This is a genomic window from Psychrobacter immobilis, from assembly GCF_904846175.1.
Classification (GTDB): Bacteria; Pseudomonadota; Gammaproteobacteria; order Pseudomonadales; family Moraxellaceae; genus Psychrobacter; species Psychrobacter immobilis_E.
Genome location: NZ_CAJGZM010000004.1, coordinates 309,549 through 323,081, shown reverse-complemented (window position 1 = coordinate 323,081; position 13,533 = coordinate 309,549). Strand labels below are relative to the sequence as shown.

The window sequence follows — 13,533 nt, the reverse complement described above, 5'->3', positions numbered from 1 at the left end:
AAGAGCTGTTAAGCATTGATAAAGAGCGTTTGTCATTGTCACTTATCATTATTAAGCGGTCTATTTATCAGCCGTGTTCTTTATAGGGGGTAGAGAGGATGATTCCAAGTAACACTTACAAACAAAAACACCGACGTAAGTATATTTTCAACCTTTTAAACGCTATTATTTATGTGAGCTTATAAGGGTATTAGGATAGTAAAAGCAGTGAAAATTTTATTAAACGTTAAATATACCACCCATACATCTTTTGCCAAATTTTTAAATAACTGTCACTTTTATTAGTATTTATTTTTAGCATTTACTTAAAGGATAGAGTCCATGCAAAAAACCATATTATCGCTGGCAATAGGGCTAAGTTTCCTCTTAGGTATGAGCGCCTGCCAACCTAAATCAGATGCGTCACCTGAATCAAGTGAGGCAAAAAATACAGAACAAGTTATTAAGCCGACGCCCTTAGAAAAGTCAGCAGCCAAAACGACTACCGCAACAGACTCAGCGCTAGACGCAAAAACCTGTTTAGCGCTTAGTGACGCCATGAAAAAAGTAGATAACACCAGTAAGGTTGAAGCTATTTATGCCATTCAAAAACAATTAAAAGCCTGTTTGCCAACGGCTAGTAATGCCGAAGTATTGAATTTACTAAAAGACTATCAAGCGATGTATGAGCGTTTTTTATGGGAGGAAACTGATCTTAACAGTGCAGAATTTGACCAAGATTTTTTTGACGTGATGAACGCCTTAGAGCAAGGCGAAAAAATAGCGGAAGAAAAACTAAAAAATCTGAGCCCACGCGTACGCTACTTGATTGGTCTTATCCAAAATGATGCCGATGTTAGAGTTTATAATTTAGGCGAAGGTTACTATGCCTTTAGTCATGATTTGAAAGCTATGGCAGACATCTTTACCCCTTATCTACGTCCTGACCAAAAAACATTCATTCAGCGGATGGCAAAGGATAATCAAGATATCTTTTGGAGCGATGCCGCCATTACTACCTCTTTTGAAGAGTTGGTTGAGCGTGCGGTGTTTTGGGAAGATTATATAACGCGTTATCCAAATGGCTACGCGGTGAAAGATGCCAAGATTTTATTGGACTTATACCGCTATTCTTTATTCTTTGGCTCAGACAATACTGGATGGACGGATGATGCTATTCATGAGTTTCTTGAACCAGAGTATAAGCAGACGATGGTTGCACTCACCAAACGTCCCAATAGTATCTTGGCAAAGGATGCAACAAACTATCTTAACTTTATGGCGTTATCCGATAGCGAGCGTCAAGAGCTTTATCCAGCGCCTAGCACTAACGAAGATGGCTATGAGATGGATGACTGGACAAGGATACATGAGCAATTAAATCAAGCCATGCAGATACCTCCTATTTGGAAAATCGGCAGCAGCAATCGAGAATGCTTAAATGGGCTGTTTTGCCAAACCGAAAGTGTTGATTAATAAAGCGCTTTTCAAGCAGTAAAAAAAGCACCTACTTTTTAAAGTAAGTGCTTTTTTCTACTTTCTATCAGCGCTAATATGAGCTATTTTTAATAAATAATCTCAGTCAACTCTTAAAAATGATAACCAAGTTTCATGCCAAGCGCATAGCCTGTTCCATCGTCGATATTGGCTACGCGACCATCAACCTTGGTATCGACTGGACCGCCTTCAAACCACATATACTGACCGCCCGCAGAAACACTAAGCTGCTCGGTCAATTTATATTGCGCGCTTAATCCTAAGCTTTTGATAGAGTCATAAGGCCCCAATAGACTGAGCGGCGCACCAGTACCGTGGTCATAGCCCAAGCGTACTTCGCCTGAAACTTTGGGATTAAACTGCTTACCCAATGCCACTTCAACCGCATAACCGTCCTTTTTATAAGCAGCTAAGGGCTCTTGTGTTGATAATGTCGCTAAAGGCGGGGCAACATTAAAGTTACTCCAATCTACCCAGCGCGCGTTGACCATTCCTAATAACTGATACTTTTCACTTAGGCCCGTTTGGAAGTCTAAATTGACCGACTGCGGCATTTTCACTTCGGTCTTGCCCGCTAGCGGTAAGGCAACTTCGTCAGTAGCTGTTCCCGGTGTTACCCCATCACCACCAGCGATAGGTGGTAAAATAACTTGTAGGTTTTCTACCCCAGATACTTGATATTTGGCAGGCGCGCGATAGGTTAATGATGCGCGCAAGGCAATCTCTGGCTTTTCATACGCCATCCCAATGACGGGCACTAGCGTATTTTCGTTTTCAAAGTCTAACGTATAATAGGTTGGCGCTGTCGCTACAGGATTGATAGCCGTCTCATTAATAGCACCCAAAGTTGCGGCTTCAGTTGGCGTAATCGTGCCGTTATTTTGTTTATTAACCAAATCATAATAAGCCTCAGTGGTCGGTACACCAAAAAGCGCCCCTGCTTGATCAATCACCTGAGAAACTGCGGTAGTCAGACCTACTGGCTGCGCGCCAGTAATATTGCCTTTTAACGTTTGGTACTCAAGACCACCATATAGCCACACATTATTGCTAATCTTACCACCGCCTAAAAGCGTGATGCCATTTGTCTCTACCCGCGCCTCCGTGGTGCCCATGCTATTGTTAAAAATACTCCCTGCTGCATATTCAGTATCGACACCAAAGGGTTTTTCGTAAATCACTGCCAATGCCGTATTGGCGGTCGGGGCGATTTTAATAGCGGCTCCGGGTAAATCAAAGTCATCCATCATGTCGCCGATTTTATTACCAGCAGCATCGGTGCCTTCGATTTTTGGATCAACATACGCATAAGATAGCTCGGCATAATTACCCGGCTCAAAAAAAGGCGCAACCGATTGTTTGCTGTATTCTATGCCAGCGGCATGCGCTGAGCTAATAGCGAGACTTAGCGCCGTCAAAGTACCGGCATTGAGCAAATAGCGCGAAGAACGAGAAAGGGTAGCAGAATTCGTAAATCCTAAAAACAGCTGAGCGCTCATGACAATATCCTTTTGTCAGTTAAAAACACGAGCAAACTATAAAATCATGCTTACTTTTTATAGTTGGCTTTAATCCCTAGATTAAATAGCGAATGTCGACCTTTGTCAATATATCAGCAGCAACTTTATAGGATTCTCTGCTTGAATAGACAGAAATAAGGGTTAAGCTCTTGATATATGTCTAAATTTTTTCGCCAAAACTCTTGATGTTTTACTTGTAATTATTTAGCAAATTAGCCAACTTATTTATGAAAAACTGGCTTAATATCAGATTTAACAATCCCTTCTCGATGGTCTCTTATTCTTTTAAGCAGAGAAAAATATGATGTTAAAATCACTTTCCAGACTATGTTTAGCTAGTTCATTAGTTTTAGGTTTAAGCAGCTGTATCGTGACAGAAAAGCTCGATTACCAATTGATGCTACAAGAAGATGTAAAGTGGGTCGCCGATGAGCAGTTTACCGATACCATCATCGCTGTCGGTAAGCCCGCCGCGCCTATTCAAGGGGTTGAGCATGTCATTGTATTTGCCGGAGAAAAGCACAGCTATTTGGTGCAGAGCGCCAATAGAGATCGTGAATTTATGGATATTTTAGACCAGGTGGATTTGGCTTATTTTTCCTTTAAGCCGATGCCGGCATTCAATGCGCCCTATTTTAGAATAAGAATAGGCGAGCAAGGCTGCATCTCGGCACAAGGATGCATTGCTACCATATTATGGTTTGAAAAACCGACGCATCTGCTAGTTGCAGGTGAAACGGCTAAGCTTGAAGAATTTAATTTTACTTGTTATGACGGCTTTGCGGGTGATATGACACGCTGTACAAAGAGTCTCTGGCGCCTCCCTGTGACAGTGGCGCCGGCGGTGAAAAATATCGAGACGCTCGCCTATCGCTTGCCGCAACCGACCATGCTGAAGTTTTATCATTATCAGCCAGACAAAGCATTGGCAGAAGAAAGAAGGCTCAAAACGCTGATGCCGATAGCCAAGGCCTTTGACATTATTACCTTTCCTATTCAACTTATCATGGTAGAAGGTGCTAAATAGGTGGCAGCTACTAAGAGCCAATTTAGCACTTAGAAAATAATAAGTATCTTAGGATTTAAGCATATTTTTGATAGACAACTCTAAAGACAAATACGTACCACATAATATCACTACCGAGCCGATAATCGCCGGCGTGTCTAAAGCCTCACCAAGTAGCAGATAGCCTAGAATAATGGCAAAAATCGGAATCACTAAGGTAATACTGGTCGCCCGCATCGGACCGATACTTTTGATGAGTTGATTCATAAAAATCAGCGCGATGGCAGTTGAAAAGACGCCAATACAAATCACTGACGCCCAAGCAGTGAGGCTGATGGTTTTGCCATAGGGAAACTCATAAACCGCTATCGGCAGCATAATAATACTGGCAATGATAAGGGAGCCTGCGGTAATTGCCACTGGCGAGACATCGTATAAATAGTTTTTGGTGATATTGGCACCAACGGCATAGCCAACACAGGCCAATAATGCGTAGCCCATCGGCAATAACCCTGAACCTGACTCAGCACCCTGCCCGCTGCCGCCAAATAAGTTCTCACTCATCAAAATAATCACACCGATAACGCCAATGACCAGACCAAGAATTTGTTTTTTTGACAGTCTGTCTTTAAAAAAGGTGCTGGCGATAAAACCGCTCATCATCGGTACTGACGCATTAAGCACCGCCAACACCCCTGCATTGACCGAGCGCGCTGAAAAAGCAAATAAGATAAAAGGAATTGCCGCAGAAAATAGCCCAACCAACGCCAATACTTTCCAGTTATCCCGTATGCCTTCTCTGTTTTTTGGGCTGATTAAGACAAAAACTAGCATGGTCAGTCCAGCAAATACCACCCGCAGACTGGCAAATGCTAGCGAGCCAAATTCTGGCACACCGATACGGTAAAATATAAAAGACAGCGACCACATAAAGGACAGTGTCATAAAAATAATGAGGTCGCGGTTAGACATGAGGTAATCCTATCGAGCATTAAGAAGTAAAAAAACTCCGATGATAACTTTTTAATCGCTCAATGGATGTTGTATTTTCTGTATTTATGACCAATTTTTCTACAAATCCACTTTATCTAAAATAAAATCAATATCTTTATCGCCGCGCCCTGATAAATTGACCAAAATCGTCTCATCCGCTGACATATCTTTAGCGACTTTCATCGCATAGGCAATAGCATGTGCCGACTCTAACGCAGGAATGATACCTTCGAGGCGTGACAGAGCCATAAACGCTTCTAAACATTCAGCATCAGTCGCCGACTCATAAGTAGCCAGTTGTAAATCTCTTAGGTGCGAATGCTGTGGCCCAACCCCAGGATAATCTAGACCTGATGCAATCGAATGTACGGGAGCTGGCTCGCCTTTTTCATCAAGCAGCACATAACATTTAAACCCATGAATCTCGCCTTTGACGCCCAGTGACATGGTCGCCGCATGATTGGGCGTATCCAAGCCTTCGCCTGCTGGTTCTACGCCGATTTTTTCTACCTCGGCATCATCAAAAAAGCCGCTAAATATACCAATAGCATTGGAGCCGCCGCCAATACAGGCCACAACCTTATTAGGTAGCTTGCCCGTCGTTGCTAAGAACTGCGCTCGTGCTTCATGACCAACTACTGACTGAAAGTAGCTGACCATTTCAGGATATGGCGCTGGTCCTAATGCCGAGCCAATCGCAAACATACTGCTATCAAGCTCATTCAAATAAGTCTCAAAAGCACTATCAACCGCTTCTTTTAACGTTCCTGCACCGCGTGAGACTGGTACGATATTGGCACCCAAAATCTTCATCCGGCTGACATTTGGATGTTCTTTTTTGATATCGACCACACCCATATGAATCTCACACTCCAACCCCATCAAAGCCGCTGCCGTTGCTAACGCTACGCCGTGTTGCCCTGCACCTGTTTCCGCAATCACTTTGGTTTTACCTAGCTTTTTCGCCAGCAGCACTTCACCCAAACAGTGATTAATCTTGTGTGCGCCCGTATGATTCAAATCTTCACGCTTAAAATAAATCTGCGCGCCGCCGCAATGCTCGGTCAAACGCTGCGCATGATAAATAGGGCTTGGACGACCAACATAAGTCTCACGCAAGCGCTTCATCTCAGCAATAAAGTCATCTTCTTTAATAATTTCACGAAAACCTGTCTCAATTTCTGCCATGGCTTTGGCAAGCTCAGGATGAGCAATTTTGCCACCGAACTCACCATATAAACCATCGCTATTCGGCAAGATGGATTGATGTAAACCGTAGCCAGTGGCGGTATTTTGCGTTGTCATAGTTAAGCCTTATTATTTTAAATGGAGTATTAATATTGGAGCTTTCGCCGAATTATTTAGCTTTTTTAAGGATAAGAATAATTGAATGTATTTGTGTTCTAGTACATTGAAACAAGATAATAAGCGAAATTTCTTATTTGGTCAAGTTTACGCCTTACTATAGAAATAACTGGCTAAATAACTGGCTAAGTCATTAACTAAAAGCTGGCAAGAATAATCAGTAAATTAAAAGCGCTTTTTATCTATAAGTATTACAGCAATCGCATGACTGAAATAATAACGCAACCTATGTTTGCTAATATAGCGCTCTTTCGCCTTGCCGCACCTTTGCGGTCGAAAGCTAGTCTTATTTAACTCAGGCTTTTTTAGCTTAAATATCAAATTAGGATACACCATGCAACGACGCCAACTTATTAAAGCCATGGGTTTAAGCTTAGGCGCTATCAGTACCTCTGCTGCGGTAAGTGGCTGTCAAACGCTTGCCAAGCAACCAAAACTACCCAGTACCATCACCCAAGTGGGACACTTTCCGAATATCATCGTTGGCAGTGGCTATGGCGGCGCGGTATCGGCGCTACGGTTGAGCGAAAAAGGTCATAAAGTGTTGATACTTGAGATGGGAATGCGCTGGGATAGAACGCCCGAGCATGATACCTTTTGCAAAATGATTACTGCCGATAAACGCTCTAGCTGGTTTAGTAATATGCCAAACGCCCCTATCCCGATTCCGATACCTATCAGAAAATATCCTGGGGTTTTGGATTTAATCGAATATGACGATATGAAAGTCTTTGCAGGACGTGCTTATGGTGGCGGCTCTATCGTCAATGGCGCGATTGCCATCCAACCAAGACGCTCCCACTTTGAAGAAGTGTTTCCTTGGATTGATAGTGATGAGATGTACCATACTTACTTTCCCCGTGCGATGAAGAACCTAAAAGTCAGTAAAATCCCTGAGTCGTTTTTTAATGAGTCCGAGCATTACGAATTTACTCGTTCGGCTGAACGCCAAGCAGAAAAGGCGGGAATGAAAACCGAATTCTTCGGTAACAGCTACGACTTTGACTATATGCAAAAAGAAGCGAAGGATGAAGTCTATAAATCTGGCCTCGGCGGTGAAGTCATCTACGGTAATAATGCGGGCAAGTTTTCACTGGATTTAACCTACCTAAAAGACGCTGAAGCCACGGGCAATGTCACCGTTAAAACCCTACGCAAAGTCAATAGTATTCAAGCACTGGATAATGACCAGCTACGCTTAGAAGTTCATGTCATCAATATGACGGGCGGTATCGATAAAATTGAGCATTATACTTGCGACAAGCTATTTCTTAACGCAGGCAGTACCGGCACCTCAGAGCTTCTACTCAAAAGCCAAGGCGAAGGGAAACTAAACAACCTAAACGAACACATCGGCAAACACTGGGGGCCAAACGGCAACATCATGACAGGGCGCAATTTCGTCCACGCGGCTGGTGCCACCCAATCCACTATTCCGGTCAAAGGCATCAATATGTGGGACGGTGATAGAGGCGGCTCGAAGTACAAAATCTTTGCCGAACTCGCCCCATTACCGCTAGGTCTTGAGACTTGGACAACGCTATATCTCGCCATCACCGACAATCCAGAACGTGGCAACTATTACTATGATAAAGTCACCAAAACCGTCAAGCTCAACTGGAAACGCGAGCAAAATGAGTATTCGGTGAATGCTGCCAAAGAGCTGATCGAAAAGCTAGCCAAAGCAAATGGCGGCTCCACTTCAAGTTTACTATTTACCAAAGGCTTCGGCGATAACTTCTGCTATCACCCATTAGGCGGCTGCGTCCTTGGCAAGGCAACTGATGAATTTGGGCGCGTAAAGGGTCATAAAAATATCTATGTGCAAGATGGCGCGTTAATCCCCGGTAGCGCTGGCGTCAATCCGTATGTGTTTATCACAGGACTTGCTGAGCGTAATATGGCAGCTATTTTAAAGGAAGATTTTGAGTAGAGTTTTAGGATTTAGAGGTATGAAAAACGCTCTTGATGGGCGTTTTTTTGGATTTGAAGTTAGTTTAAATTTCTTAATAATAATGACTAGTTTTAAACGGTACACTATACAAATCATACCCATACCCATACCCATACCCATACCCATACCGAGCTAAAATCAATAACTAGTTAATATTTTACTTATCTGATTTTTTATTTTCATAAAGTTGTTATTCTCTATAACTCTCTCATCAAAATCCTCCCTCCAAATATAAAAATCTGAAAAACTACCGTTGCCACCATTCATCGACCCGTAGCTATAATAAATATCTCTAATTGTACTCTTGGCGTCTTCATTGGATGCTAATGAATAATCTATTTGATTCAATATTAAGTTAATACCTCTTATCCAATTGTCCTCATGCTCTTGAATTAGAACATCTCTCATTTGAATAAAAAGTTCGTTCAATCTTACTAATTTATCTAAGTCGCTCATGATAGACTTCTTGTGAATAATTAAAGTTTTGTAGATATTATATATGAAAGCCTACAACACATAATAAAAGAGGATAACTAATGAAACTGCGCATTTTAAAATCTGCCGTAACCAACCCTTGGTTTAACCTCGCGACTGAGGATTGGATATTTAACACACTCAATCCCGACTCGCACACGCTCTTCTTATGGCGCAATAGCGAGACCGTGGTCATTGGGCGCTCGCAAAACCCATGGGTAGAATGCAAAATTGATAAGATGGAAGCAGACGATGTGTTTTTGGCACGGCGACAGAGTGGCGGCGGCGCGGTATTTCATGATTTGGGCAATACCAACTTTACCTTTTTATCACCCAAAGACGACTACGATCAAGCAGCGAACTTTACCATCATCATCAATGCGCTAAAGAAGTTAGGCATTGACGCTGAATTGTCTGGTCGTAACGACATGCAAGTTGGTGATAAGAAAATATCAGGCAGCGCTTTTAAACATGCAGCTGACCGCAGCTTTCATCACGGCACATTACTCGTGAATGCCAACATGCAAAAGCTAGGCGATTATCTCAATCCGCATCCGCTTAAGCTAAAAGCCAAAGGTATTAAATCTGTCCGTGCGCGCGTCGCAAACTTAGTAGAGTTTAACGAGTCGATTAATCACGAGATTTTATCCGATGCCATCATCGAGGCGTTTTGCGAGTATTATGGCGATACTGCTCCGATAGAAGAATTGGATGAAGCCAGTCTCGCTAAGCAGCCGACACTCAATAAATACTATCAGCAAATGGCAGATTGGGATTGGCGCTTTGGCAAGACGCCTGAATTCACTCATCATATTGAGACGCGCTTTGATTGGGGCATTATTGATTTGCACCTTGATGTGAAGCAAGCAGTGATTACGGAGGTGGTCATTTTCTCAGATGCGCTAAACGTTGAATTGATTGACCTATTAAAAGACACGCTGACTGGCGTTAAATATAATAAAGTCGACATCAAAACCAAGCTTGATGGATTAGGCAAAGCTCATCCTGAGTTGGCAGCGCAGATTAATGACGTGTCTGAGTGGTTGATTAGTGAGATGAAAAACTAAAGCGATATTCAAAGCTAATAAATAAGGTGTTTTATGAAGTATTTACACGCAATGATTAGAACCAATAAACTGGAAGAAACCCTTACCTTCTACTGCGATATTATGGGTCTTAAACTACTTAGAAAAAAGGATTCTGAAGCAGGGCGATTTAGCTTATATTTTTTGGCGACCCATGAAGGCGCGCCAGAGATTGAGCTGACGCATAACTGGGATGAGGAAGAATATACCAACGGCAATAATTTTGGGCACTTTGCATTTAGAGTCGATAATGTATATGAGCAGTGCGAAATATTTATGGCAGCGGGTGTCGAGATATTAAGACCACCTAGAGATGGCTATATGGCTTTCGTGAAAGACCCTAATAATATCTCAATTGAGCTGCTACAGGATGGCGAGCGCTTAGCACCTATAGAACCATGGATTTCAATGGAAAATATTGGTACATGGTAGGCTGTAGAAAGCATTTCATGTACCGTTTTATAAGAAAATAAATACGTAAAATGCGTAAATGGATTTTCTGCAGCTGGTGTTGGTATATAGCAATATCTTTTTGACTATAAAAGCCATTCAACCGGCAGCCACCCTATCACTGTCAACACGATGCTACGCAGGATAGTAGATCCAGGCTCCGAAGTGCTCACCGAGCCCGTATTAGAATCGATCCAAACCAGCTTTCCATCGCGCTGCTCAACGCGCCAAGCCAGTCCATTTATGCCTTCATCGAATGCTTTGTGTACTTTTTGCGCCATCTGCTCACTGTTGATGAGCAAACCCATTTCGGTATTTAATCTAGTAGACCGAGGGTCAAAGTTAAACGATCCCACAAAAATTCGCTCTCCATCAATCGCAAAGGTCTTTGAATGCAGACTAGCGCCTGTCGATCCGAATGGCCCTAAATGGTTAGAGCGAGCATCAGGTGCCGCTTTGCTACGTAGCTCAAAAAGCTCAACGCCACTCTCAAGCATGGCTTTGCGGCGCTTAGCATAACCGGCATGAACGGGCAGCACATCTGTTGCTTCCATCGAGTTGGTCAGCATGCGCACATCGACACCGCGCGCTTCAAGCGTAGCAAAGGCTTCTACGCCCTCAGCACCGGGAACAAAATAAGCCGACACCCCATCAAGGCGGGTCTTAATGTCACCTACTGCATCCTTTAGCCGGCTTGCCAATAAATCTTCACGAGGCACGGCGCCTTGGCCTTTTATTGGATCATCACTCACTAACATAGCCGTTGTCCATTCTAAATCAATCTCTCCCGCCGCGAGAGACGCCACGATGTTCGAGCTATGCAAAATGGCTTTGTACTCGCTCATCTGTGGATCACCCTTGAATCCAGCTAATCGTGTACCAATCGGGTCATTCACTTTATATATTCCGACGATCAGATCTGCTGGATAAACAGATAATGCCGCCCAATAGCGGTCAAAATCAGCCGCGATCTGTGGAACAATATCCCCTACCGCCATAACATCAAAATCAACGAAAAGTGGGGTCGAACCAGTGCCAAAATACTCATCACCGACGTTTCGACCACCAACTATGGTCGCGCGCCCATCTACCGTGAAAGATTTATTATGCATTCTTCGATTCAGTCGGAAAAAATCAAACCCATAAGACAGTATCTTCGCTGTGCGCAGATTAAAGGGATTATACAATCGCACTTCGATATTCGGATGGGCAACGAGCGCTGCTATCTCAGTATCGATTCCCGTTGTACCATTGTCATCTAGCAAAAGCCGTACGCGTACCCCTCTATCGGCGGCGCGAACCAAAGCATCAAGTAGCAAAGTACCCGTTAGATCAGCATGCCAAATATAGTATTGAGCATCAATGCTCGAGACAGCCGCATCTGCTAAGAGTATACGGGCAGCAAACGCGTCAGCCCCACTTTGCAATGGTGCAATCCCTGTCAGTCCTTTATGTGCAGCTTCAAGCGCAATCAGTGACTCGGCTAAAGGTCCGCTCGTGGCTTTTGGCAACACGGTTGTATCTATTCGCTCTTCTATTTCCGGAATGGTAAAGGTCAATCGGGCAATAAAAATGGCGCCCCCGATAACGGCAACAATAAAGAAAAGCACTTTCAAAATCATATTAAAATTTTCCGTTCTATACTGGAGGGACACTGTGCATTAGCGCTGATACTACTATAGCGTTATTAATGCTAAATAATGTCATTATTCAAGTCTCTATTGTGTATACAGTAAGACGCTGATGACTGCGTTCCACTTCATTTTCCGCCTTATGGGTATGATGGCAGTATTACTTGCTTCATCCCATTCAATGATAGTAACGCGACAACGATCAGCACCCATATTACTACGCCCCTATATCCAACCCTCTCTTTACTCCACCACCAAACCATCCAAAATAGTTTTAACCTCGCTAACATACTGACCCAAGTCTGGCTCCAAATGAAAGCCATCTACTGGTGTCGGTAAGCCCTTTTGCTTTCCAAGTCTAACGATAATTGCATTTTCTTCAGGTAGCACTAATACGCGCTGCCCCAAATGACCAAGCATGGCATAAAACGGAATTGGAGCGTCCATATCCGTCCACACCGAATGTCCGTAAACTTGCGCTTGCCCTTTTGCAAAGGCTTGGACGTTTGGTGTAATCATAAATTCAACATGTGCTTTGCTAAGCAACTGCTTACCTTGCCATTCGCCACCGTTTAATAATAATTGTCCAAATTTGGCAAAATCTAAAGCACTGGCATTTAAACAGCAGTATACCTTTTCAATTTTCCCTGCCCCATCAAGCGACCAATAAGCATCGCCTTGCATACCTAAAGGCTGCCAAAACTTCTCTTCTAAATAGCTAGAAATGGTATAGCCATGCGGCTCTAACGCACGCGACAAAGCTATGCCAAGCATCTGCGTATCGCCTGACGAGTATTCAAACCGATCGCCGCACTCCTCGACGAAATCGCGATTGACCATTTGCTTAACTAAGTCATGACCGTAATAGGATTCTGCAGTGGGATTGATCGGAAAGTAATAATCTTCAGTCCAATCATAGCCTGAGGTCATCGCTGATAAATCTGCAAGCGTACAGTTTTGCGCATACTTGTTGCCTGCGTATTCAGGCAGCCATTTAGTAATCGGCTCATCAATGCTACCGATATAACCGTCTTCTACCGCTTTGAGATACAGCATGGTCGTGACAGTTTTTGCCATCGAAAAACTATTGGTATGTGAATTCTCATCGTAGCCTTGCCAGTAGCTCTCATACAAAAGCTTGCCATCTTTGATAATGGCAAAGGCGACGGTTTCATCAGTATCTAAGGCATTTTGCAAAGTAGGTGTCAGCCTGACTTGCTCGAAGTTGGGATCTTTTTCCCATTCGATAGTATCTTTGGCATGAATAGTACGATTATCAAAATCAACATAATCATCGATATTAGCAGTCGCTTCGCCTTTAAGATATGTCATCTGTAGACCGCGAAAGATATAGGCATTGCCCGTCAATACTAAGCTTAAGCTAATAATAATGAGTAGCGCTACAATAGGCAAAACGATCCATTTAAACAGGGTTTTTAACACAACCATTATAAAATCCTTTTTTATGGTGTGAGTAATGAGTACGATTGAGTGTCGTTGATAGGGTTTAATTTAGCATGGATAGGCAGTTTTGGGAGGGGGTTTTTGAGTAGAGAAGATAGGATGTAGGCTGGGCTTT

The 13,533-nt window shown here is 43.1% G+C and carries 11 protein-coding genes; 5 read left to right on the top strand and 6 right to left on the bottom strand.

The genetic code is table 11. The features are described 5' to 3' along the window. Positions 1-321: 321 nt before the first annotated feature. On the top strand, positions 322-1,455 hold the full coding sequence (locus JMW39_RS07930) for a hypothetical protein (RefSeq protein WP_201545456.1): 1,134 nt from the start codon (positions 322-324) through the stop codon (positions 1,453-1,455). A 113-nt stretch (positions 1,456-1,568) separates the two neighbouring features. On the opposite strand, the gene JMW39_RS07925 is transcribed toward JMW39_RS07930, so the two are convergent. Then, positions 1,569-2,975: a hypothetical protein gene (locus JMW39_RS07925; protein ID WP_201545454.1), complete on the bottom strand. Its 1,407-nt coding sequence runs from the start codon at positions 2,973-2,975 to the stop codon at positions 1,569-1,571. A 391-nt stretch (positions 2,976-3,366) separates the two neighbouring features. On the opposite strand from JMW39_RS07925, the gene JMW39_RS07920 reads away from it, so the two are divergent. Next, positions 3,367-4,023, top strand: coding sequence for a hypothetical protein (locus JMW39_RS07920; protein ID WP_201545452.1), 657 nt, complete (start codon positions 3,367-3,369; stop codon positions 4,021-4,023). Between the two features lie 48 nt (positions 4,024-4,071). On the opposite strand, the gene JMW39_RS07915 is transcribed toward JMW39_RS07920, so the two are convergent. Next, the gene (locus JMW39_RS07915; protein ID WP_201545450.1) at positions 4,072-4,974 is read right to left on the bottom strand and encodes a DMT family transporter; all 903 of its coding nucleotides are present in this window, start codon (positions 4,972-4,974) and stop codon (positions 4,072-4,074) included. A gap of 99 nt (positions 4,975-5,073) precedes the next feature. Further along, positions 5,074-6,300 carry a tryptophan synthase subunit beta gene (gene trpB / locus JMW39_RS07910; protein ID WP_201545448.1) on the bottom strand — a complete coding sequence of 409 codons (1,227 nt, stop codon included), beginning with the start codon at positions 6,298-6,300 and terminating at the stop codon, positions 5,074-5,076. Between the two features lie 394 nt (positions 6,301-6,694). On the opposite strand from trpB, the gene JMW39_RS07905 reads away from it, so the two are divergent. Then, entirely contained in the window at positions 6,695-8,293 is a 1,599-nt protein-coding gene (locus JMW39_RS07905; RefSeq protein WP_201545446.1) for a GMC oxidoreductase, read from the top strand. Between the two features lie 159 nt (positions 8,294-8,452). Here the strand turns inward: JMW39_RS07905 and JMW39_RS07900 are convergent, their stop codons facing one another. After that, on the bottom strand, positions 8,453-8,770 hold the full coding sequence (locus tag JMW39_RS07900; protein ID WP_201545444.1) for a hypothetical protein: 318 nt from the start codon (positions 8,768-8,770) through the stop codon (positions 8,453-8,455). An 80-nt stretch (positions 8,771-8,850) separates the two neighbouring features. On the opposite strand from JMW39_RS07900, the gene JMW39_RS07895 reads away from it, so the two are divergent. After that, the gene (locus JMW39_RS07895; RefSeq protein ID WP_201545442.1) at positions 8,851-9,855 is read left to right on the top strand and encodes a lipoate--protein ligase; all 1,005 of its coding nucleotides are present in this window, start codon (positions 8,851-8,853) and stop codon (positions 9,853-9,855) included. Between the two features lie 33 nt (positions 9,856-9,888). Continuing rightward, positions 9,889-10,305 carry a VOC family protein gene (locus tag JMW39_RS07890; protein WP_201545434.1) on the top strand — a complete coding sequence of 139 codons (417 nt, stop codon included), beginning with the start codon at positions 9,889-9,891 and terminating at the stop codon, positions 10,303-10,305. A 104-nt stretch (positions 10,306-10,409) separates the two neighbouring features. Here JMW39_RS07890 and JMW39_RS07885 read toward each other — a convergent pair whose 3' ends face one another. Together JMW39_RS07885 and JMW39_RS07880 are read right to left on the bottom strand one after the other, a co-directional pair. Beyond that, on the bottom strand, positions 10,410-11,945 hold the full coding sequence (locus tag JMW39_RS07885; RefSeq protein WP_201545432.1) for a phospholipase D family protein: 1,536 nt from the start codon (positions 11,943-11,945) through the stop codon (positions 10,410-10,412). A gap of 252 nt (positions 11,946-12,197) precedes the next feature. After that, positions 12,198-13,403 carry a serine hydrolase domain-containing protein gene (locus JMW39_RS07880; protein WP_201545430.1) on the bottom strand — a complete coding sequence of 402 codons (1,206 nt, stop codon included), beginning with the start codon at positions 13,401-13,403 and terminating at the stop codon, positions 12,198-12,200. Positions 13,404-13,533: the final 130 nt, after the last annotated feature.

Bases quoted from the DNA above. Each gene is read 5' to 3' on its own strand.
- JMW39_RS07930 (WP_201545456.1), top strand. From the start codon at position 322: ATGCAAAAAACCATATTATCGCTGGCAATAGGGCTAAGTTTCCTCTTA.
- JMW39_RS07925 (WP_201545454.1), bottom strand. From the start codon at position 2,975: ATGAGCGCTCAGCTGTTTTTAGGATTTACGAATTCTGCTACCCTTTCT.
- JMW39_RS07915 (WP_201545450.1), bottom strand. From the start codon at position 4,974: ATGTCTAACCGCGACCTCATTATTTTTATGACACTGTCCTTTATGTGG.
- trpB (WP_201545448.1), bottom strand. From the start codon at position 6,300: ATGACAACGCAAAATACCGCCACTGGCTACGGTTTACATCAATCCATC.
- JMW39_RS07905 (WP_201545446.1), top strand. From the start codon at position 6,695: ATGCAACGACGCCAACTTATTAAAGCCATGGGTTTAAGCTTAGGCGCT.
- JMW39_RS07900 (WP_201545444.1), bottom strand. From the start codon at position 8,770: ATGAGCGACTTAGATAAATTAGTAAGATTGAACGAACTTTTTATTCAA.
- JMW39_RS07895 (WP_201545442.1), top strand. From the start codon at position 8,851: ATGAAACTGCGCATTTTAAAATCTGCCGTAACCAACCCTTGGTTTAAC.
- JMW39_RS07890 (WP_201545434.1), top strand. From the start codon at position 9,889: ATGAAGTATTTACACGCAATGATTAGAACCAATAAACTGGAAGAAACC.
- JMW39_RS07885 (WP_201545432.1), bottom strand. From the start codon at position 11,945: ATGATTTTGAAAGTGCTTTTCTTTATTGTTGCCGTTATCGGGGGCGCC.
- JMW39_RS07880 (WP_201545430.1), bottom strand. From the start codon at position 13,403: ATGGTTGTGTTAAAAACCCTGTTTAAATGGATCGTTTTGCCTATTGTA.